The sequence below is a fragment of the Streptomyces sp. NPDC041068 genome, assembly GCF_040647455.1.
Taxonomy (GTDB): Bacteria; Actinomycetota; Actinomycetes; order Streptomycetales; family Streptomycetaceae; genus Streptomyces.
The window spans coordinates 423,057-443,762 of the sequence record NZ_JBEZCG010000004.1 but is presented as its reverse complement, the minus strand read 5'-3'; the positions used below and the strand labels follow the sequence as shown (position 1 = coordinate 443,762).

Here is a 20,706-nt window from a genome sequence, read left to right as displayed (position 1 = left end):
TCTGCGTACGCTCCGTTCACCCCGTACGACACTCCGATCCCGCCGCACCGCGCACCGCCTGGCGGCCGACGCGGGCCTGCTGGTCGTGGCCGCGGCGTTCGTGCTCCCGCTGGCCTGGGTGGTCCTGTCGTCCTTCGACCCGAAGGCGGACCTCAGGGTGCGGCTCCCCGACAGCCTCACCCTGGACAACTACGACAAGGTCCTCACCCCGGAGATCACCTTCACCCCGCTCCTGAACAGCCTGCTCCTCTGCGGCGGCGGCACCCTGCTCACGGTGGTGTGCGCGGCGCTGGCCGCGTACCCCCTCTCCCGCTACCGCTCCCGCCTCAACCGCCCCTTCATGCTCACGATCCTCTTCGCCACGAGCCTGCCGATCACGGCGATCATGGTCCCGGTGTACGCGCTGTTCGTACAGGTCGACCTGATCGACACGATGCAGGGCACGATCTTCTTCTTCGCGGCGTCCCAACTGCCCTTCGCCATCTGGCTGATGAAGAACTTCATGGACGGCGTACCGAAGGAGCTGGAGGAGGCGGCGTGGACGGACGGGGCGTCCCCCTTCCAGTCCCTCCTCCGCATCGTCCTGCCCTTGATGGGACCGGGCGTGGCGGTGGTGACGGTCTTCTGCTTCGTCATGATGTGGGGCAACTTCTTCGTCCCGTTCATGCTCCTGCTCACCCCGGAACAGATGCCGGCGTCGGTCAGCATCAACGACTTCTTCGGCAACAAGGGAACCGTGGTCTACGGCCAGCTGGCGGCGTTCTCGATCATCTACTCGACACCGGTGGTCCTGCTGTACGTCCTGGTCTCACGCCGCCTGGGCGGCGGCTTCGCGCTGGGCGGCGCGGTGAAGGGCTGACCGACGCCCGGCGGGACCTGGCCCGTGGCGGACACAGAACTGTGACATGACTTCGCGGAGATACGTCCCCCGCGCCCCATTCATCACCACACATCTCCCTGGTATCGGCCTCCGGCTCGCACTAGCGTGCTGAGCTCGCGCCACTCCCACCTCGCCACCTGCCAGGAGCCGACTGTGAACCGCCCTCTCCGCCTCACAACGGCCGCGCTCGCCACGTCTGCGGCGCTGCTGCTGACGTCCTGCGGCAGCGACGACGACAAGTCCAAGGACAACGACAAGATCGCCGGGGCGGAACAGGGCGACCCGAAGAAGTCGACGGAGCCGAGCGAACCGGCGGACTCCGCCCCGGACCGCTCGAAGATCGAGCTGCCGTCGGACCTGACCATGACGTTCGAGTCGCCCGACACCAGCGACCCGGTGAAGAAGGCCGTGCTCGCGGACAACGAACAGCGCATGCGCGCGGTGAACGCCGCGATCACGGGGACGGACCCCAAGAGCGAAGCGCTCGGCTACTACAACACCGGCAAGGCCCTGGAGGCCTCGGTGACGTGGGTCGCGAAGTTCAAGGACGCCGGCCTCAGCCTCACGGGGAAGGTGCGCTACTACGACCGCCAGGTGACGCTCAAGGACAAGAAGACGGCGACGCTGTCCTTCTGCGCCGACGAGGGCAAGGGCTTCACCAAGAAGAAGTCGACCAAGAAGATCAACAAGACGCCGGTGACGAAGAACAGCTACGTCGCCTACAACACACAGCTGATCAAGAACGCCGACGGAACCTGGCAGACCTCGCAGATCTTCTCCACAAGGGGGGCGGCTCAGTGCCAGCCGTAAGAAGAGCTCCGGCCTTCGCAGCCGCCATCGCGGGCATCGCGCTCGCCACCGGCAGTTCACCGGCCTGGGCCGACATAGACCCGGGTGACGGCGGGTCCGAGACACAGGTGGACGCGGACGCCGACGAGCAGAAGCTGTCGACCACCGCGGGCGGAATCGTCTACGACCGTTCGAAGAACGGCAAGGGCGGCACTGCGGGCCCGGTGACACCGGCCACCGACTGGACCCCTCCGGCCTGCTACTACGCCCCTGCCCACACCCCGGCTCAGCTGCAGAAGAAGCTGGAGCCGATCTGGGCGGTGGACTCCACCGGGCACGAATGGGACCTGTCCCAGCGCAACCGCTATGTGAACGGGAAGCCGTACAAGGACTTCAACAAGAAGAAGACCGGCGAGGGCTACTGGTGGGACAGCTTCATCCCCGAAGGAAGGGAGAGCGCCCCCGGGGCCTTCGACTGCGACAAGCCGTACTTCTGGGTCGACAAGGGTGAGCCGCCCCCGGCGGACACCCCTGAAGCCGTCACCCCCGAGATCCTCGCGCACCTGGCCTACGCCGAGATCCGCGTCCCCGACACCGAGGTGACCCTCGCGCCCGCAGAGACGACGAAGGTGAACCTGCCGACCTGGGCCTGGCTGGACAAGGCGGAGTTCAAGCCGGTCTCCGTGACGGCCTCGGTGCCGGTCCTGAACATCGAGGCAACGGCAACCGCCGAACCGATCTCCCTCAAGATCGACCCGGGCACGGCCGACGCGGAGACATACCCGGCTTCCGGCGTCTGCGAGCTCGTCGGCGACAAGATCGGCGAACCGTACGCGAAGGGCAAGTCCAAGCAGACCCCGCCCTGCGGCGTGAAGTACCTTCGCTCCTCGGGCGACGGCTCGTACCCGCTGAAGGCGACGATCACCTGGAAGATCCACTGGACCGGAACCGGCGTGGACGGCGAACAGAAGCTTCCCGACGGCGAGTTCGGCGCCGAACAGGACGTGGTGGTCGAGGAGATCCAGGCCATCAACCGCTAGCCACAAGGAAGTACGACGCCACAACTAGGATCATCGGCGTCGAAGGGGGAACACCGTGCAGGGGCGGTTGCTGAACGGCCGGTACGAGCTGCTCGTGCCGATCGGCGCAGGCGGAATGGGCCAGGTCTGGCGGGCGCGGGACACCAGCCTGGACCGTGATGTCGCGGTCAAGCTGTTCGTGCCGTCGACATCGGCGAACGAGGCCGAGCAAGCGCAACTCCTCGCCCGCTTCCGCCAGGAGGCCCGCGCCGCGGCCGCGCTGGACAGCCCGTACATCGTCGCCGTCCACGACCACGGTGAGGACGACGGCACCGCGTACCTGGTGATGGCCCTGGTGCAGGGCCGCTCGCTCGACCAGGTGCTGCGCGAGAGCGTGCGCGTACCCCTGGCGGACGCGCTGCGCTGGGCGGCGGACATCTGCCGCGCCCTGGACGTGGCGCACACGGCGGGCGTCGTGCACCGCGACATCAAGCCCGGCAACGTGATGGTCGCGCAGGACGGCACCGCGAAGGTCGTCGACTTCGGCATCGCGACGTATCTGGAGCGCGCCGCAGGCGACTCGCGCCTCACCCAGACCGGGCAGATGCCGTTCGGCAGCGTGCCGTACCTGGCGCCGGAACGGTTCCGCCAGGAGCCGGGCGACGGCCGCACCGACCTGTACGCGCTCGGCTGCGTCCTCTACGAACTCCTCGTCGGCAGACCGCCGTTCACCGGCACGGCGGCGGGCGTCATGTACAACCACGTCAACGACGCGCCCCTGCCCCCGAGTCGGGCACGCGCCGAGGTGACGGCACCGGTGGAACGCCTCGTCCTCGACCTCCTCGCGAAGGCCCCCGCGGACCGCCCGGCGGACGCGGCGACGACACTCGACCGCATCCTCACGGCGGCGGCAACCCTGCCCCCGGTGACGGAACCCGCAACGGGACCCGCGATGGGACCCACAACGGGACCCGCATCAGAACCACCGGACATCCAGGACACCGTGCCCCCCGTGAGCATGTCCCCCGTGAGCAAGGACACCACCACGCCGGTGCTGCCCGGCCCCGGTGTCCGCCGCTCCCGCAGACGCATACTGCTCCCCGCCGCCCTGATCCTCGCGCTCGGCATCCCGGCAGGCCTCGGCATACGCGCCCTGGCCGCACCGGACACCGGCAGCACGGCAGGCTCGCCCTCTTCCGCCGGAGGCAAGAAGAAGGTCTACGAGATCGGCGTCGCCCACAGCTATCGTCACTCGGGGGGCGACGGATCCACCGACGAGTACGAGAAGTCGGAGTACAAGCAGTTCACGACGCAGCAACTGCGCACCGTGGAATCCGCGTTCGCCGAGACGCTCGGCACGACGGCCGACAGCCGCTTCCGCCTCGTCCCCGTCTCCGCGAACCCGGACGTCAGCTCCCGGAAGATGCTGGCCAAGCACCCGAACATGCTGGCGGTCATCGGTGACACCGTGGACTTCTCCTGGGTGCACGACACGGACGAGGCGTTCCTGCCCGAGATCAGTACGTGCACCCAATACGCGCACCCGGGCGGCGCGTTCGCGATCCCGGCCGACGACGCCCGGCAGGGCGAGGCGATGGCCCGCTACCTCCTCTCGCAGACCACGGCGCGCCGCGTGCTGATCGCCGAGGACAAGCTCTGGGTGAACCGAGAGGACGGCATAGGCACGGCGCTGCGCAGGGCCGGTGTCACCGCGGAAGCCCTGGACGTCGCGCCCGACGAGGTGAAGACGTCGAAGATCAGCTCGCTGGTGGCGGCGGCAAGGGCGGACGCGGTGGTGATCCCCACCGGCACGCCAATCGAGGTATGGGCCAAGAAACTCAAGTCCGACGGCTTCAAGGGCCCGATCCTCACCCAGGGCGACGCGGAGGGCACCTGCGCCGACTCCAAGGACCGCTCCGACGAGGAAGCGGGCGACAAGAACATCCCCAACGGCGTCATCCGCACCCGCAACTACAACGGCGAACCGGACGACAACCTCCCCGCCCGAGGCAACCAGGAGCTGTACGACGGCGCCCTGGCCCTGGCGACAGCCCTAAAGAAACTCCCCACGAACACGAACACCACCCCCACCTCGCTCCGCCACACCCTGGACCGCGAGATCCAGAACGTCTCGGTCAACGGCACCCTGCACGAGGTCTCCTTCGAGAAGCGCCGCTCGGCCCGCGACTGGCCGGTGTGGTTCGACCGCAGGGACTCGGACGGCTGGACGGAAATCGGCAAGCTGGACAAGAAGTTCGAACCGACACGTCCCTAGCCGGAGCCGGGAGGCAGCGTGCGGAACGCCGGGCACCTGGACCTGGCCCTGCTGTCCGACGACGAAGGCAACACCGTCCGCATCACGGTGCTCGGCCCTCTCCGGGGCGTGTCCGGAGCCCTCGCGGCAGAGATCGTCGTTGCCACGCCGTTCGTGGCGGGACGCCTGGACCTCTCGCTGTGGTGGTCACGGCTCCGTGCTTGGGGGGAAGCCCTGGATCACCTGGAGGGCGGCGAGGACGACGGTTCGGGTTCCCATCGACCTGCCCGCCGACTGGATCACCACCCATCGCCGTCGGCTGGAGGACGTACTCAGCACCTGGCACCACCACTTGTCACTCCCGTCATGATCCCCCCAAGCCGACTTCACTCGTGGGCCCTGACGACAAGGGAGGCATCGGCGGAAGGCCGATCCACCTCAAGCACGGCACGGCAAGCGAACGGGAGGTCCAGAAGGTGTTGGACGAGATCCATTCGAACCGTTCCCTCAGGGACGGCATCATCACGAAAGCCACCGCCCGTGACAGCATGAACAAGGGCGAGTTCGGGACGAGTCGGAATCCTGCGGCGGAAATGCACTTCATCATCAAGACCTCGAGAAAATGAACAAGACAGAAGGAGGCTGATGCCCGACGTCGGCCTCTATGCCGAAGCGGCCCTGCGGAAGACAATCTTCGGCGTCCCCCTCGGTACTTCGCCGGAGGAGTGGGAGAGCGCGCTCGGCAACGACTTCCTGGACGATGTGCGGAAGTCTCGGATGCGGCGGGACTACGGGCTCATCGAGGTCGCGTTCGAGAGACGTTCGGGCCTGCGGGAATCCGTGTCCGTGTCACTCCAGATCCACCGCATGTACGTGACCGACGAGTCTTCACAGGGCCCGGGGAACCGGGAACCCTCTGGTCGATCATCGTGAGCCGGGCCTCTCACCGCTCCATGAGCCCCGTACTTTCCCACCAATCCGCAACCTCGTAGAAACGCACCGTAGTCGCCGAGCCCCACCCCCCATACGGTGTGCCCGTGCAACCGAGCCAGTCGAGCGAGCCCACGCCCCCGTTCAACTTCCCCGCCGCCCGGCGGCTGCGCGAGGCGTTGGGGATGGCGCCCGGGCACGTCGCGTACGGGATGCAGGCCAGTTACGGGCTCACGTACATCACCGCCGACACCATCACCGCCTGGGAGCGGGGACTCGCCTCCCCCAGCTCCGCCGAACTCACCGCGCTCGCCGCCACCTTGTGGTGCTCGCCCGGTGAACTCATGGGCGCCGCGCGGACGTTGCGCGAGCACCGGCTCGCCCGCGGACTCGCCCCCGAGGACGTCGCGCGCGGGGCCGGCGTGGAGATCCAGGCGTATCTGCGGATGGAGGAGACCAACTCCTGGCGCGGCAACGAACGGCAGTCCGCCGCCCTCGCCCAGGTGCTCGCGCTCTCCGTGCCGGACTTCGTCACCGTGACCGGACGGTCCGACGCACTCGCCGAGCTGCTGCGCAACGCGGTGACGACCCGCTGGCAGGGGTACGTGCGCCCCGTCGCCAAGCTGCTCCCCCTGGACCGGCGGCACGTGGAGGGCGCGCTGCGCCGGATGCACGAGGACTACCAGTCACGGATGGCGCGCACGCTGAGCTGGGGCGGCGGGGCGAGCTCGGACGCCTCCGGCGAGGCCGGGCGGGACTTCCTCGACCACGTCCTCGATCACTTCTGGACCTTGGTCCGGGAAAGTCGGGCCTGAGGGTCACAGCAGCCGGGCCCAAAGGCCCGGCCTCGCCATGACCAAAGCCTCCCCCGGAAGCCGGATCGGCCTAGAAGACCGACTCCGCCTCGTCCATCCGGTCCTTCGGCACCGTCTTCAGCTCCGTCACCGCATCCGCCAGCGGCACCATCGTGACGTCCGTGCCGCGCAGCGCCGTCATCTTGCCGTACTCCTCGCGGTGCACCGCCTCCACCGCGTGCCAGCCGAAGCGGGTCGCGAGGACACGGTCGTACGCGGTGGGGGTGCCGCCGCGCTGGACGTGGCCGAGGATGACCGGCTTGGCCTCCTTGCCGAGGCGGGACTCCAGCTCGTACGCGAGCGCCGTACCGATGCCCTGGAAGCGCTCGTGGCCGAACTGGTCGATCGCGCCCTTGCCGTAGTCCATCGTGCCGTCCTGCGGATGCGCGCCCTCGGCGACGCAGATCACCGCGAACTTCTTGCCCCGCGCGAACCGCTCCTCGACCATCGCGACCAGGTCGGCGGGGTCGAAGGGCCGCTCCGGCAGGCAGATGCCGTGGGCGCCGCCTGCCATGCCGGACTCCAGGGCGATCCAGCCCGCGTGGCGGCCCATGACCTCCACCACCATCACGCGCTGGTGCGACTCGGCGGTGGTCTTGAGCCGGTCCATGGCCTCCGTGGCCACGCCCACCGCGGTATCGAAGCCGAAGGTGCGGTCCGTGGAGGAGATGTCGTTGTCGATGGTCTTGGGGACGCCGACGACCGGCACACCCGCGTCGGACAGCATGCGCGCCGCCGTCAGGGTGCCCTCGCCGCCGATCGGGATGAGCGCGTCGAAGCCGCTCTTCTCGATGAGCTCCTTGGCGTTGTCGCAGGCCGCGCGGAAGCGGGCGCGCTCAAGGCGCGACGAGCCGAGGATCGTCCCGCCGCGGGCCAGGATGCCGCTGACGGCGTTGAGGTCGAGGGGGCGGTAGCGCCCGTCGAGCAGGCCCGCGTAGCCGTCCTCGAAGCCGATGACCTCGTCGCCGTAGTGCGTGACGGCGCGGTGCACGACCGACCGGATCACTGCGTTGAGGCCGGGGCAGTCGCCGCCCGCGGTGAGAATTCCGATACGCATCGCGCTGTGTCTCCTGCTCGCTGCTGGTACTTGTGAGCCGGTCCGATTGTTCCACGGTCGCAAGGGGGTCGCCGCTCACGGATGTGCGACGGATGCGCGTGCGAGGACCGGGCAGGGGCCTTGGTACCCGTCCCGACAGGCCTTTCGTCAGGCCTTTCGTCCGGCGGGCGACCTAGCCAGCCGCAGAGGTATTGTCAAGAGGGCACAGCCACGATATCGGGTACTTTGTCCAGCTCACCCGGCGCCTCACGCCGGGCAGCCACAGAGCCGGGCAGCCGCGGAGTCGCGGCATCCGCACCACAGGACTGCGAAGCAGGACAGCGAGAAGGGGAGACCACGCGTGACGCGCAGCGTGTACGTGACCGGGATCGACCGGGGCGACGGACGCCAGGTCATCGAGCTGGGAGTGATGGAGCTCCTGACCCGCCGGGTCGACCGGGTCGGCGTCTTCCGGCCGCTCGTCCACGACGGTCCCGACCGGCTCTTCGACCTGCTGCGCGCCCGCTACCGGCTGTCGCAGGACGCCGCGTCGGTGTACGGCATGGACTACCACGAGGCGTCCGCGCTCCAGGCCGAGCAGGGCACCGACGAGCTGGTCTCGCGCCTCGTCGACCGCTTCCACCAGGTGGCGCGGAACTACGAGGTCGTCCTCGTCCTCGGCACGGACTTCGCCGCCACCCAGCTCCCCGACGAGCTCGCGCTCAACGCCCGGCTCGCCAATGAGTTCGGTGCCTCCGTGCTCCCCGTGGTCGGCGGCAAGAACCAGCCCGCCGAGTCGGTGCGCGCCGAGACCCGGAACGCCTACCGCGCCTACGACTCGCTCGGCTGCGACGTCCTCGCGATGGTCACCAACCGCGTGGCCCCCGCCGACCGCGACGAGATCCACGAGCGGCTGGAGGCCCGCCTGCCCGTGCCCTGCTACGTCCTGCCGGACGAGCCCGCGCTCTCCGCGCCGACGGTCGCACAGATCACCCACGCGCTCGGCGGCCGCGTCCTGCTGGGCGACGACTCGGGGCTCGCGCGCGACGCCCTGGACTTCGTCTTCGGCGGCGCCATGCTGCCGAACTTCCTGAACGCCCTGACCCCGGGCTGCCTGGTGGTCACCCCCGGCGACCGCGCCGACCTCGTGGTGGGCTCGCTCGCCGCGCACAGCGCGGGGACGCCGCCGATAGCGGGCGTCCTGCTGACCCTGAACGAGCAGCCGGGCCAGGAGATCCTCACCCTCGCCGACCGCCTCGCGCCCGGCACCCCGGTGGTCGCGGTCTCCGGCGGCTCCTTCCCCACCGCGGCCGAACTCTTCGCGCTGGAAGGGAAGTTGAACGCGGCGACGCCCCGCAAGGCGGAGACCGCCCTCGGCCTCTTCGAGCGGTACGTCGACACCGCCGACCTCCTCAAGCGCGTCTCGGCGCCGAGCAGCGACCGCGTCACGCCGATGATGTTCGAGCACAAGCTCCTGGAGCAGGCCCGCTCCGACCGCCGCCGCGTCGTCCTGCCCGAGGGCACCGAGGAGCGCGTCCTGCGCGCCGCCGACGTCCTGCTGCGCCGCGGCGTCTGCGACCTGACCCTCCTCGGCCCGGTCGAGCAGATCCGCAAGAAGGCCGCGGACCTCGGCGTGGACCTCGCCGACTCCGAGCTCATCGACCCGCAGACCTCCGAGCTGCGGGACCGTTTCGCCGCCGAGTACGCCGAGCTGCGCGCCCACAAGGGCGTCACCGTCGAGCTGGCGTACGACGTCGTGGCGGACGTCAACTACTTCGGCACGCTGATGGTCCAGGAGGGCCTCGCCGACGGCATGGTCTCGGGCTCCGTGCACTCCACGGCCGCCACGATCCGGCCCGCCTTCGAGATCATCAAGACCAAGCCGGACGCCTCGATCGTCAGCTCCGTCTTCTTCATGTGCCTCGCCGACAAGGTCCTCGTGTACGGCGACTGCGCAGTCAACCCGGATCCGAACGCCCCGCAGCTCGCGGACATCGCCGTCCAGTCGGCGACCACCGCCGAGCAGTTCGGCGTGGAGCCGCGGATCGCGATGCTCTCGTACTCGACGGGCACGTCCGGTTCGGGCGCCGACGTCGACAAGGTGCGCGAGGCCACCGAGCTGGTGCGCACCCAGCGCTCGGACCTGAAGATCGAGGGGCCGATCCAGTACGACGCCGCCGTGGAGCCCTCCGTCGCGGCCACCAAGCTGCCCGACTCGGACGTCGCGGGCCAGGCCAGCGTGCTGATCTTCCCGGACCTGAACACCGGCAACAACACCTACAAGGCCGTGCAGCGCTCGGCCGGCGCGATCGCCGTCGGCCCGGTCCTGCAGGGCCTGCGCAAGCCGGTCAACGACCTGTCCCGGGGCGCGCTCGTCCAGGACATCGTCAACACCGTCGCCATCACGGCGATCCAGGCCCAGGCCCAGACGCCTGCCCCGGCCACCCAGTAACCCCCCACAGAAAGCGCCTGAATTCAGTGACCGCCACTCGCGTACTCGTCCTCAACTCCGGCTCCTCGTCGGTGAAGTACCAGCTGCTCGACATGCGTGACAGCTCACGCCTGGCCGTCGGCCTGGTCGAGCGGATCGGCGAGGAGACCTCGCGGCTCAAGCACACCCCGCTGACCGGCGGTGGTGCCGAGTCCCGTGAGCGCGAGGAGCCGATCGCCGACCACGAGGCGGCGCTGAAGGCCGTCGCCCAGGAGCTGGCCGCCGACGGGCTGGGCCTGGACTCCCCCGAGCTGGCCGCGATCGGCCACCGGGTGGTGCACGGCGGCCTGAAGTTCACCGCGCCGACGGTGATCACCGATGAGGTGCTCGCGGAGATCCAGCGGCTCGTCCCGGTGGCCCCGCTGCACAACCCGGCCAACATCACCGGCATCCGCACCGCCCAGGCCCTGCGTCCCGACCTGCCGCAGGTCGCCGTCTTCGACACCGCGTTCCACACGACGATGCCGGAGTCCGCGGCGCGCTACGCGATGGACGTCAAGACCGCCGACGAGCACCGCGTGCGGCGCTACGGCTTCCACGGCACCTCGCACGCGTACGTCTCGCGCGAGACCGCGAAGCTGCTCGGCAAGGCGCCCGAGGACGTCAACGTCATCGTGCTGCACCTGGGCAACGGCGCCTCGGCGAGCGCCGTGCGGGGCGGCAGGTGCGTCGACACGTCGATGGGGCTCACGCCGCTTGAGGGGCTCGTGATGGGTACCCGCTCCGGTGACATGGACCCGGCGGTCATCTTCCACCTGGCCCGGGTCGGCGGGATGTCCATCGACGAGATCGACGTCCTGCTCAACAAGAAGAGCGGTCTGATCGGGCTCTGCGGCGACAACGACATGCGGGAGATCCGGCGTCGTATCGACGAGGGCGACCAGGCGGCGGCGCTCGCCTTCGACATCTACGTCCACCGCCTGAAGAAGTACATCGGCGCCTACTACGCGGTGCTCGGCCGGGTCGACGCCGTCGCGTTCACGGCGGGCGTCGGCGAGAACGCGGCGCCGGTGCGCGAGGCGGCGGTGGCCGGCCTCGAAGAGCTGGGCCTCGCGGTCGACGGCGCGCTCAATTCCGTACGTTCCGACGAAGCGCGGCTCATCTCGCCGGAGTACGCCCGGGTCGCCGTCGCCGTGGTGCCGACCGACGAGGAGCTGGAGATCGCCAACCAGACCTACGCCCTGGTCGCCGACCGCAACGCCTGAGCGCACTTCCGCCCATTTGTAGATTCCACCAGACGGAATATTCCGAAGCGAAACAAACCGATAGGATCGCCCCCATGCGCCGTTCCAAAATCGTCTGCACGCTGGGCCCCGCCGTCGACTCCGAAGAGCAGCTCGTCTCGCTGATCGAGGCCGGCATGAACGTGGCCCGCTTCAACTTCAGCCACGGCACCCACGCCGAGCACCAGGGCCGGTACGACCGCGTCCGCTCGGCCGCCGCGAAGACCGGCCGTGCCGTCGGCGTCCTCGCCGACCTGCAGGGGCCGAAGATCCGTCTGGAGACCTTCGCCGAAGGCCCCGTCGAGCTGGTGCGCGGTGACGAGTTCACCATCACCACCGAGGACGTGCCCGGCGACAAGTCGATCTGCGGCACCACTTACAAGGGCCTGCCGGGCGACGTCTCCAAGGGCGACCAGGTCCTGATCAACGACGGCAACGTCGAGCTGCGCGTCGTCGAGGTGGACGGCCCGCGCGTGAAGACGATCGTCGTCGAGGGCGGTGTCATCTCCGACCACAAGGGCATCAACCTGCCCGGCGCGGCCGTGAACGTGCCCGCCCTTTCGGAGAAGGACGTCGAGGACCTGCGCTTCGCCCTGAAGATGGGCTGCGACATGGTCGCCCTGTCCTTCGTGCGCGACGCCAACGACGTGAAGGACGTCCACAAGGTGATGGACGAGGAGGGCCGCCGGGTCCCCGTCATCGCCAAGGTGGAGAAGCCGCAGGCCGTCGCCAACATGGAGGGCGTCGTCGCGGCGTTCGACGCGGTGATGGTGGCCCGTGGCGACCTGGCCGTCGAGTATCCGCTCGAAAAGGTCCCGATGGTGCAGAAGCGCCTCGTGGAGATGTGCCGCCGCAACGCCAAGCCGGTGATCGTCGCGACCCAGATGATGGAGTCGATGATCACCAACTCCCGCCCCACGCGCGCCGAGGCGTCCGACGTCGCCAACGCGATCCTGGACGGCGCGGACGCGGTCATGCTCTCCGCCGAGTCGTCCGTGGGCGCGTACCCGATCGAGACCGTCAAGACGATGTCGAAGATCGTCAAGGCGGCCGAGGAGGAGCTGCTCTCCAAGGGCCTGCAGCCGCTCGTGCCCGGCAAGAAGCCGCGTACACAGGGTGGTTCGGTGGCCCGTGCCGCGTGCGAGATCGCGGACTTCCTGGACGGCAAGGCGCTGGTCGCCTTCACGCAGTCCGGCGACACGGCCCGTCGTCTGTCCCGCTACCGCGCGGCCCAGCCGATCCTGGCCTTCACCACGGACGAGGCGACCCGCAATCAGCTCGCGCTGAGCTGGGGCGTGGACACCTACGTGGTGCCGCACGTCGACAACACCGACGCGATGGTCGAGCTCGTCGACGCCGAGCTGATCAAGCTGAACCGCTTCAACAACGGCGACACGGTCGTCATCACGGCGGGCTCGCCCCCCGGGGTCCCCGGCACCACCAACATGGTTCGGGTCCACCACCTCGGCGGCGGAGAGCGCGACTAGTCGTCGGTTCGCGTACGGACAACACTGAGGGCGCCCCCTGTGAAAGGGGGCGCCCTCAGTGCTTGTTGCGGCTCCCGGAAAGGTCCGTGCGCGGCTAGCCGGTGATCGACTGCTGCAGGCCGGGGACGGTGAGGTTGCCGCCGAACTGGCCCGCCTGCTGCACCTTGACGTCGGTGAAGTAGATCAGCGGGATGTTCAGCGGCGGCGGGTGCTCGGGGTCGAAGGTGATCGGGATGAGCCCGAACAGCTTGCCCGAGATCCGCTCCGTGTACATCGTCGTCTCCCCGCCACGGATCGTGGAGGTGGTGCCCTTGGCGGCCTCGACGTGGTACTTCTTGCCGCCCGGTCCGTCGACGATCTGGTGCAGGTCGCCGATGTCCGTCTTCTGCACGACGTACTTCAGGGCCTGCTTGGTCTTGCCGTTGGGCATCGTGAGGTTCACGACGCCCTGGTAGTCGGCGCCCTTGAGGGTGAGCGAGCTGGCTTCCAGGTACCAGGGCTGGTTCGGTATCGGCGCGGGCGGCTGCTCGCCCTCGCCGTCGACCTTCTTCTCGACCACGCACGGGAACGGCTTCTTGCCGTTCTCGTCCGGCGCCATCGGGTCCTCGGCCTCGGCCCCGGCCTCGTCCTTCGCCTTGTCCGTCGCGTCCTTCGCCGCCTTCTCGGCGCCGTCCGTGACCTTGTCGGCCTCGTCCTTCGCGTTGTCGGCGCCGTCCTTGAGGCCGTCCTCGACCTTGTCGACCGTGTCCTTCGCGTCGCCGGCGGGTTCGGTGACCTTGTCCGTCGTGTCCTTGGCCGTGTCCTCGGGGGCCTTGGTCTCCTCCGAGGCGTCCGGCTTCGGCTCCGGGGTCTCGGACTCCTCCTCGTCGGGCGTGAAGGCGTCCTTGATGGCGTCACCGACACCCAGCGGGTCCCAGGGGTTCTTGGTCTCGGTGGGCTCGGGAGCCGGCTCGGACTCCTTCTCGTCCGCGCCGTCGGAGGGCTTCGGCGTGGGCTCGTCCTTGTCGCCGGAGCCGGCCTTGTCGTCCGAGGAGGGCGAGGTCGACGGAGTCGGCTCCTTGGCCTCGTCCTTCTTCGCCTCGTCCTTCTTCGCCTCGTCCTTCGCGGCCTTGTCCGCGGCGTCCTTCTCGGCCGCGTCCTCCTTCGCCTTCTCCTCGGCGGCGTCCTTCGCGGCGTCCTCGGCGTCCTTGTCCGGCGCCGTGACACACGGGCCGTCCTGGAAGGGGTTCTCGGGGACACCCGGCTTCGCCTGCGCGAGGGTCGGGGTCAGTCCCATGCCCATGAGCACGGCGGTGGGCATGGCCGCGATGGCTATGGCCTTCCCCGCGGGCACCTGCAGCCGGGTGAGCAGCGGCTTCCTCGGTGCCGCGTGGCGCGGCCCGGTTCTCGCACGGGGCTCCCCCGCGGAGCCCTCGTGGTGCACCTCGTCAGCCGGCACGGTGCCTCCCGTTCGTCCCGTTCGTCGGGCTCGTTCCTGACAGATCGTCCTGGTCGCCGCTCACCCCGCCCGCGGCCGCCGTGGCGGCGGGCTCGGGAGCCCCGTCGTCCACCGGGCCGCCGGACTCCTTGGCCGTACGTCCCTTCGCGGGGTCACCGGCGGGCCGTGCGGGCGCCCAGGAGACGCCGAGGGCGCCGCCGATCAGGGCGAGCAGGAAGCCGATGACGAAGCCGCCGAAGTTGGAGACGACGAGCGAGACCAGGGCGAGCAGAATCGCCGCGACACCCGCGAAGACCCGGGAGTGCGGCTGGAACCACATGGTCAGGCCGAGCACGACCAACAGGACGCCGATGATCAGCGATCCGGCGCCGGCGGTGGTCGCCATCCGGATCGTCATCGTGCCGAGCGTGAGGTTCGCGTACGGGAAATACATGATCGGGATGCCGCCGAGAAGTGTCAGCAGACCACCCCAGAACGGGCGCTGACCGCGCCACCCTCGGAACGATCGGCGCATCCGGCCGAGCTTGTCGCCCAGTCCCACTTGCGCTTCGGCGCTCATGTCGTACAGCTCCTCGGGAATGGCGTTGGTTCTGTGTGTCGTGCGGATACGGGCACGGGGACGGCTCCGTCATCTGCCGTCGCGCCCCCGCGCCCGGCCGTTTCATCGCATCGAGTGCGCACCGGGCCGCGAGCGGCCCACTAGGGAAGCGTCAACTCCCCTAGTAGCACTCGTGCTTGCCCTTCTTGACCGACATGCCGAGGCCGGAGAGCTTGAAGGTGCCGGCGGTGGTCGCCCACGCACGCTGCTGGACGCCCTCGAAGTGCACCGACTCGGCCTGCTGCGCGAACGAGTCCGGGACGTACTTGTCGCCCTTGGCCGGACCCGGCCCCTTGGTCGTCCGGTCGACCGAGACACCGATGTCGACGTTGTTGAAGGTCGGCTTGGCGACCTTCATGCTGTCGGCGTCGATGTAGAGCTTCTTGGCCTCGACGCGGTCGTTGCCCTTGCCGCCGGCCTTGAGCACCATCGACACATCGCCGAAGACCGGGACCGGGACGACCACGGACTGGCAAAGGTTGGTGATCTTCGCTTCTTCGATGCCGACGACGGACACCGGGTGATTGCCCGACTTCCCGCTGTCGAGGGCGCCGTACTGGACGAACCCCTCGCCGTCGAGCGAATCAGCCGTCACCTTGAACTGCTGACCGGACACACTGAACGATGCCGCGAGCGCACCCTGTGACAGGGCGACGCCTATCGCGGCAGTCGCCGCGACGCTCGGCACCATGACCACGGCGAACCGCTTCCATCTGGTTCCGCCACGAGCCACGGACTCCATGACTTTCCTCCTTCTCGGACGTACATCTCCGGCCCTGGCTGCTCCCGTTCGGGCGGCTCAGCCGGGCAGGGATGGGAGAAGTGCTACGTCCTCGGGAAGGAGAGCGCCCGCATCGGAGGCGCGCACATGCGCCCGAATCACCGGCGATCACCCCCGAGCGACAACCACTGGTCGCGCCTGACGCATCACGCACAACCTCGCGGACAGGCCCTGCCGGGACCGGCAGAGACCCCCCTGTCCCAGACCGGCGACGGCGTCACCGGCCTGCTCGGTGGGGACCCAGAAGCACCGCTCCCCGATTGGCTGTCGGGGCTGCGGGCCATTGGACCGAGCGTCGCCGATCGTGGTGCATTCTCGGCCCCCGCACAAGGGGGTTCGTTACTGGCTAGTAACGGCCGGATAACCGAAGCGCGACCGCGCGGTATCGGCCGACAACAGACGGTGGCTCAATCGGCCGGAGCAGAACGGGACATGGCGGGGTGAAGACGCTCAAAAGCATGCCCGTGTCTTACTCCAAGTAACAGAGGCCGCGTTTACCAAGTTTTGGTAAAGCGCGACCTCTGTGGCGTCCTGGGAACAGACTTTTCACTCCGGCATCACAAGCCCCTGCGTTTAGGGACTGGTCAGCCGAGGGGCCGGTGGACGGACCGGCCGAAGGGTCGGCGCGGGCGTCAGAAGAGCACCCGGGCGAGCGCCGTGCGCGCCGCCATGACGCGCGGCTCGTCCGCGCCCACCACCTCGAAGAGTTCGAGCAGCCGCACCCGCGCGGCGTCCCTGTCGTCGCCCGCCGTGCGCCGCACGGTCTCGATCAGCCGCCCGAAGGCGTCCTCGACATGACCGCCCACCAGATCCAGGTCGGCGGCGGCGATCTGCGCGGCGACGTCCGCCGGCTTCTCGGCCGCGTCCTTGCGGACCTTCTGCGCGTCGAGACCCTGCACCCGCTGGAGCAGTTCGGCCTGGGCGAGACCGAGCTTGGCCTCGGTGTTGGCCGGGTCGTCACTGAGTACGTTCTTGTAGGCCTGCACGGCTCCGGGCAGATCGCCCGCGTCCAGGGCCCGCACCGCCGCTTCGAGCGCCGCGTCGTACGGACCGGCGGGCACCTCGGCCGCCGCGGGGGCCTGCTGGCCCTCGGCCGCCGGGTCGACCGCCAGGCCGGTCAGGCCGAAGCGCTCCTCGCCGACCTGGATGAGCTGGTCCAGGGTCTGACGGATCTGCGCCTCGGGGGCCGCGCCCTGGAAGAGGGGCAGGGCCTGCCCGGCCACCACCGCGAAGACGGCCGGGATCCCCTGGACCCCGAACTGCTGCATCAGCATCTGGTTCGCGTCGACGTCGATCTTGGCAAGGAGGAAACGGCCGTTGTACTCCTGCGCGAGGCGCTCCAGGAGAGGGCTCAACTGCTTGCACGGCTCGCACCACTCGGCCCAGAAGTCGATGACGACCGGGACCTCGGTGGAGCGCTGCAGGACCTCGCGCTCGAAACCGGCCTCGTCTACGTCGATGACGAGGCTCGACGGAGAGATCGCGGCGCCTGCCGCTCCCCCGCCCTGCCGGGCCGCTTCGGCGCGCGCCTGCTCCGCCTTCGCCTTGGCCTCCTGGGCCGCCTTCACCGCGGCGAGGTCGACGACTCCGCTCATGGACATGTTCCGTGGCTGCATGAGTACATCCTCCCCCAAGCCGTGCGGGAACCGCCCACCCTTCTTCTCCCGCCGGATTGCGGGATCGCCGAGGGTGCGGTTCGAGGTCCCGAGGAGGACCGGTGTGCGGCTCGGGGTCCCCACCCCGTGCCTGTGGTCGTGCTGTGTGGTCTGTCGCTCGCAGCGCTCGCTACGGGGCATCGGAGGTTCGCCGTTCGCCGTGCCCACCGAGCTTTCGCTACGGGTCGTAGCGTAACTGCCCCACCCCTGGTGTGGGGAGGCCCCTTCGGTGATCTCGCTCACTCGGCACCACGACCCGCTCCGTACTGGCCGGTATGGTCGCGGGCATGCAGAGCCGCACCACTCCTCCCGCCCGCACCGGCGGCCGCCCGCGCAGCGCGGCCGCCGACGCCGCGATCCTGGAGGCGACCCGGCAGGGCCTCGTCGAGCTCGGCTGGTCCAAGCTGACGCTCGGCGCCGTCGCCACGCGCGCGGGCGTCGCCAAGACCACGCTCTACCGGCGCTGGGCGGGCAAGAGCGAACTGGTCGTGGACGCGGTGGCCGAGCTCTTCGACGAGCTGGAACTGCCGGACCGTGGCAGCCTCGCCGCCGACATCGAGGGCGTCGTCCTGCAGTTCGCGGTGCTCCTCGGCCGCCCCGAGACGAAGACGGCACTCATGGCGGTGGTCGCGGAGTCGACGACGGACGAACCGCTGCGGGACCGCATCCGGGAGTCCATCGTCGACCGGCAGAAACGTCTCGTCCTCGCCGGACGGGCGCGGGCCCAGGAACGGGGCGAACTGCCCACCGAGTCCGACCCCGTGCACGCGGCCCACACCGCCGACCTCATCTTCGACGTGATCGCGGGAGCGGTGGTGCACCGCGCCTTGGTCAGCGCGGAGCCGGTGGACACCGAGTGGGCCCGTAGATTCACTCTGCTCCTGCTGGGCGGCCTGGCGGCGGCCGCGGCCCCGTAAGGGGCGCGGGGAACTGCGCGACAAGCCCCCACTCACCCGCACCCGAACTCAGACCTGATACCGCCCAGGCGCAAACAGCTGCAGATTCTCGGCAACCCACTCCGAGGTCAGCTTCAGACCATCGGCGAGGGAAACCTCAGGCCGCCACCCCGCCCACTCCCGCGCCCGCGAGTTGTCCGACAACAGCCTCTCCACCTCACTGCCCGAAGGCCGAAGCCGCGCAGGATCGACGACCACAGAGGCCTCGCGGCCCGACGCCGCGATCAACGCCTCCGCCAGGTCCCCGATGGAGATCTCCCGGCCCACCCCCAGGTTCACGGAGTGACCGAGCGCCCGGTCGCACACCGCCATCGCCATGAACCCCCGCGCGGTGTCCGTCACGTACGTGAAGTCCCGCGTGGGCGTCAGCGACCCCAGCTTGATCTCCCGTGCGCCCGAGTGCAGTTGGGCGAGGATCGTGGGGATGACCGCGCGGGCCGACTGCCGCGGACCGTACGTGTTGAACGGCCGCACCACCGTCACCGGCAGCTCGAAGGCGTGCCAGTGCGAGAGCGCCATCATGTCCGCGCCGATCTTCGACGCGGAGTACGGCGACTGCGGCTGCAGCGGGTGGGACTCGCTGATCGGCGCCGTCAGCGCCGTCCCGTACACCTCGCTCGTGGACGTGTGGACGAGCCGCCGCACCGAGTGCCGCCGGCAGGCCTCCGCGACGTTCTCGGTGCCGACGACGTTCGTCTGGACGTACGCGCCCGGGGAGTCGTACGAATACGGGATGCCGATCAGCGCGGCGAGGTGGAAGACGGTGTCGCACCCGGCGACCGCGTCCATCACACGCCCCGGGTCCCGCACGTCGCCCGCGATCATCTCGACCCGCGGGTCACCGAGCAGGTGCGCGAGGTGGCCCTTCTCCGCGTACGGCTTGTAGTGCACGAAGGCGCGGACCTTCGCGCCCGCTTCGAGGAGCAGGTCGACCAGCGTCGAGCCGATGAAGCCCTCGGCGCCGGTGACGAGGACGGTGCGGTTCTCCCAGGAGAAGGAGGCGTTCGCGACGGGGCTGTTCGAGGGGGCGGTGTTCATGCGTACTCCAAGTGGTCCGAATGGGGCGTGACATGGGCGAGTTCGAGGACCCGCCCGGCGAGCAGGTCGGCGGCGCGGGCGTGCGGCCCGGGGTCCGCGGCGCCGCTCATCGTGGCGAGGCGCGCCGGGTCGGCGAGCAGCGGGCCGACGAGCTCGGCGAGGCGGTCGGCCGTCGTCTCCGCGTCGGGCAGCAGGAGGCCCGCGCCCGCGTCGGACAGGACCCGGGCGTTGTGGGTCTGGTGGTCGCCGGGCGCGTGCGGGTAGGGCACGAGGACGGCGGGCACGCCGGTGGCGGCGAGCTCGGCGACCGTCGCGGATCCCGCACGGCAGACGACGAGGTCGGCGGCCGCGTAGGAGAGGTCCATGCGGTCGAGGTAGGGCACGGCGCGGGCGACGGCGTTCCCGCCCTCGAACGCGAGCCGGTCCCGCGCCTCGTCGAGCGCCGCGGGCCCCGTCTTGATCAGCAGGTACACGTCGGGCCGGTCGTGCCACCTGGCGGCGAGGCCGAGCGCGGCCTCCGTCAGACGCGCGGCACCGAGGCTGCCGCCGTTGAAGAGGACCAGGCGGGCCCCGTCCGGCACACCGAGCGTGCGCCGGGCCTCGGCACGCAGCGCGGCCCGGTCGAGCGCGGCGAGCGGCGCGGCGATCGGCATCCCGGTGGTGTGCGCCCGCTCACCGCCCGGCAGGTGCGCGCGGCTGCGATCGAAGGCGACCGCGATGTTCGGGGTGAGGCGGGCCGCGAACCGGTTGGCGCGGCCCGGCACGGCGTTGGACTCGTGGATGAGGCTCGGCAGCCCCGCCATGCGGGCACCCACGATGACGGGGGCACTGGGGTAGCCGCCCATGCCGACGGCGACCTGCGCACCCTGCTCGCGCAGGATGGCCCGGCACTGGGCGCCGGACTTCATCAGCGCGGCGGGCAGCAGATAACGGCGGGCACCGAGCGAGGGGTCGAAGGGGATCATGTCGACGGTGTGGAGGCGGTAGCCCGCGTCCGGTATCAGCCGGGTCTCCAGGCCCCGTTCGGTGCCGACGAAGGAGATCACCGCGTCCGGCACGGCCCTGCGCAGCGCGTCGGCGAGGGCGAGGCCCGGATAGATGTGGCCACCGGTGCCGCCCGCACCGATCACGACGGAGAGGCGGGAGCGGCCCGGGGGATCCGAGGGATCGGAGTGAGTGGTTCGCATGGCAGTGGAGCATCACGCGAGGGTCTAAGAGGGTTTTAAGAGCCGCGTTTGGCACCTTTGGTTCATGAGCTCGAAGAGATCGCGACGACA

Annotated in this window: 18 protein-coding genes and 1 pseudogene; 12 read left to right on the top strand and 7 right to left on the bottom strand. The window is 69.8% G+C overall.

Translation table 11 applies throughout. The annotated features are described in order from the left end of the window. The first annotated feature begins 1 nt into the window (after position 1). The 8 genes and pseudogenes from AB0B50_RS11905 (at position 2) to AB0B50_RS11870 (ending at position 6,687) form a co-directional block, all read left to right on the top strand. Entirely contained in the window at positions 2–859 is an 858-nt protein-coding gene (locus AB0B50_RS11905) for a carbohydrate ABC transporter permease (protein ID WP_362329178.1), read from the top strand. Positions 860–1,033: 174 nt separating this feature from the next. Beyond that, entirely contained in the window at positions 1,034–1,690 is a 657-nt protein-coding gene (locus tag AB0B50_RS11900; protein WP_362328941.1) for a hypothetical protein, read from the top strand. 74 nt (positions 1,691–1,764) lie between these two features. Then, complete coding sequence (locus tag AB0B50_RS11895; protein WP_362329176.1) at positions 1,765–2,709, top strand: hypothetical protein; 945 nt, start codon at positions 1,765–1,767, stop codon at positions 2,707–2,709. Between the two features lie 55 nt (positions 2,710–2,764). Beyond that, complete coding sequence (locus AB0B50_RS11890; RefSeq protein ID WP_362328939.1) at positions 2,765–4,963, top strand: serine/threonine-protein kinase; 2,199 nt, start codon at positions 2,765–2,767, stop codon at positions 4,961–4,963. An 18-nt stretch (positions 4,964–4,981) separates the two neighbouring features. Further along, positions 4,982–5,191, top strand: a pseudogene (locus AB0B50_RS11885) (DUF5959 family protein); the annotation flags it as partial. Positions 5,192–5,334: 143 nt separating this feature from the next. Further along, positions 5,335–5,568, top strand: coding sequence for a hypothetical protein (locus AB0B50_RS11880; RefSeq protein ID WP_362329208.1), 234 nt, complete (start codon positions 5,335–5,337; stop codon positions 5,566–5,568). A gap of 19 nt (positions 5,569–5,587) precedes the next feature. Further along, positions 5,588–5,875, top strand: a complete 288-nt coding sequence (locus AB0B50_RS11875; protein ID WP_362328937.1) for a hypothetical protein — start codon at positions 5,588–5,590, stop codon at positions 5,873–5,875. Between the two features lie 98 nt (positions 5,876–5,973). Next, a complete protein-coding gene (locus AB0B50_RS11870) occupies positions 5,974–6,687 on the top strand; it encodes a helix-turn-helix transcriptional regulator (RefSeq protein ID WP_362328935.1) in 714 nt (237 codons plus the stop codon). Positions 6,688–6,757: 70 nt separating this feature from the next. Here AB0B50_RS11870 and AB0B50_RS11865 read toward each other — a convergent pair whose 3' ends face one another. After that, positions 6,758–7,783, bottom strand: coding sequence for a 6-phosphofructokinase (locus AB0B50_RS11865; RefSeq protein WP_362328934.1), 1,026 nt, complete (start codon positions 7,781–7,783; stop codon positions 6,758–6,760). Positions 7,784–8,123: 340 nt separating this feature from the next. Here AB0B50_RS11865 and pta point away from each other — a divergent pair, with 340 nt between their 5' ends. From pta to pyk, 3 genes are all read left to right on the top strand, one after another. Continuing rightward, a complete protein-coding gene (pta, locus tag AB0B50_RS11860; protein ID WP_362328932.1) occupies positions 8,124–10,214 on the top strand; it encodes a phosphate acetyltransferase in 2,091 nt (696 codons plus the stop codon). Positions 10,215–10,240: 26 nt separating this feature from the next. Then, on the top strand, positions 10,241–11,458 hold the full coding sequence (locus AB0B50_RS11855) for an acetate kinase (RefSeq protein ID WP_362328930.1): 1,218 nt from the start codon (positions 10,241–10,243) through the stop codon (positions 11,456–11,458). A 74-nt stretch (positions 11,459–11,532) separates the two neighbouring features. Then, positions 11,533–12,963 carry a pyruvate kinase gene (gene pyk / locus AB0B50_RS11850; protein WP_362328928.1) on the top strand — a complete coding sequence of 477 codons (1,431 nt, stop codon included), beginning with the start codon at positions 11,533–11,535 and terminating at the stop codon, positions 12,961–12,963. Between the two features lie 94 nt (positions 12,964–13,057). Here pyk and AB0B50_RS11845 read toward each other — a convergent pair whose 3' ends face one another. From AB0B50_RS11845 to AB0B50_RS11830, 4 genes are all read right to left on the bottom strand, one after another. Next, on the bottom strand, positions 13,058–14,401 hold the full coding sequence (locus tag AB0B50_RS11845) for a hypothetical protein (protein ID WP_362328926.1): 1,344 nt from the start codon (positions 14,399–14,401) through the stop codon (positions 13,058–13,060). Further along, entirely contained in the window at positions 14,391–14,960 is a 570-nt protein-coding gene (locus tag AB0B50_RS11840; RefSeq protein WP_362328924.1) for a DUF6114 domain-containing protein, read from the bottom strand. Before AB0B50_RS11840 ends, AB0B50_RS11845 begins: the two co-directional genes overlap by 11 nt. Positions 14,961–15,120: 160 nt before the next feature. After that, entirely contained in the window at positions 15,121–15,741 is a 621-nt protein-coding gene (locus AB0B50_RS11835) for a DUF6230 family protein (RefSeq protein ID WP_362328922.1), read from the bottom strand. A gap of 671 nt (positions 15,742–16,412) precedes the next feature. Then, a complete protein-coding gene (locus AB0B50_RS11830) occupies positions 16,413–17,396 on the bottom strand; it encodes a tetratricopeptide repeat protein (protein ID WP_362328920.1) in 984 nt (327 codons plus the stop codon). A gap of 326 nt (positions 17,397–17,722) precedes the next feature. Between AB0B50_RS11830 and AB0B50_RS11825 the strand changes: the two genes are divergently transcribed. Next, positions 17,723–18,352, top strand: coding sequence for a TetR/AcrR family transcriptional regulator (locus AB0B50_RS11825; protein WP_362328918.1), 630 nt, complete (start codon positions 17,723–17,725; stop codon positions 18,350–18,352). A 48-nt stretch (positions 18,353–18,400) separates the two neighbouring features. Here AB0B50_RS11825 and AB0B50_RS11820 read toward each other — a convergent pair whose 3' ends face one another. Beyond that, positions 18,401–19,429 carry an SDR family NAD(P)-dependent oxidoreductase gene (locus AB0B50_RS11820; RefSeq protein ID WP_362328916.1) on the bottom strand — a complete coding sequence of 343 codons (1,029 nt, stop codon included), beginning with the start codon at positions 19,427–19,429 and terminating at the stop codon, positions 18,401–18,403. Continuing rightward, on the bottom strand, positions 19,426–20,616 hold the full coding sequence (locus tag AB0B50_RS11815; RefSeq protein ID WP_362328914.1) for a UDP-N-acetylglucosamine--N-acetylmuramyl-(pentapeptide) pyrophosphoryl-undecaprenol N-acetylglucosamine transferase: 1,191 nt from the start codon (positions 20,614–20,616) through the stop codon (positions 19,426–19,428). The genes AB0B50_RS11820 and AB0B50_RS11815 overlap by 4 nt, the downstream gene beginning before the upstream one ends. Positions 20,617–20,706 lie beyond the last annotated feature (90 nt).

Coding starts and splice junctions, on each gene's coding strand:
- AB0B50_RS11875 (WP_362328937.1), top strand. CDS start 5,588: ATGCCCGACGTCGGCCTCTATGCCGAAGCGGCCCTGCGGAAGACAATC.
- AB0B50_RS11865 (WP_362328934.1), bottom strand. CDS start 7,783: ATGCGTATCGGAATTCTCACCGCGGGCGGCGACTGCCCCGGCCTCAAC.
- pyk (WP_362328928.1), top strand. CDS start 11,533: ATGCGCCGTTCCAAAATCGTCTGCACGCTGGGCCCCGCCGTCGACTCC.
- AB0B50_RS11840 (WP_362328924.1), bottom strand. CDS start 14,960: ATGAGCGCCGAAGCGCAAGTGGGACTGGGCGACAAGCTCGGCCGGATG.
- AB0B50_RS11835 (WP_362328922.1), bottom strand. CDS start 15,741: ATGGAGTCCGTGGCTCGTGGCGGAACCAGATGGAAGCGGTTCGCCGTG.
- AB0B50_RS11830 (WP_362328920.1), bottom strand. CDS start 17,396: ATGCAGCCACGGAACATGTCCATGAGCGGAGTCGTCGACCTCGCCGCG.
- AB0B50_RS11825 (WP_362328918.1), top strand. CDS start 17,723: ATGCAGAGCCGCACCACTCCTCCCGCCCGCACCGGCGGCCGCCCGCGC.
- AB0B50_RS11820 (WP_362328916.1), bottom strand. CDS start 19,429: ATGAACACCGCCCCCTCGAACAGCCCCGTCGCGAACGCCTCCTTCTCC.
- AB0B50_RS11815 (WP_362328914.1), bottom strand. CDS start 20,616: ATGCGAACCACTCACTCCGATCCCTCGGATCCCCCGGGCCGCTCCCGC.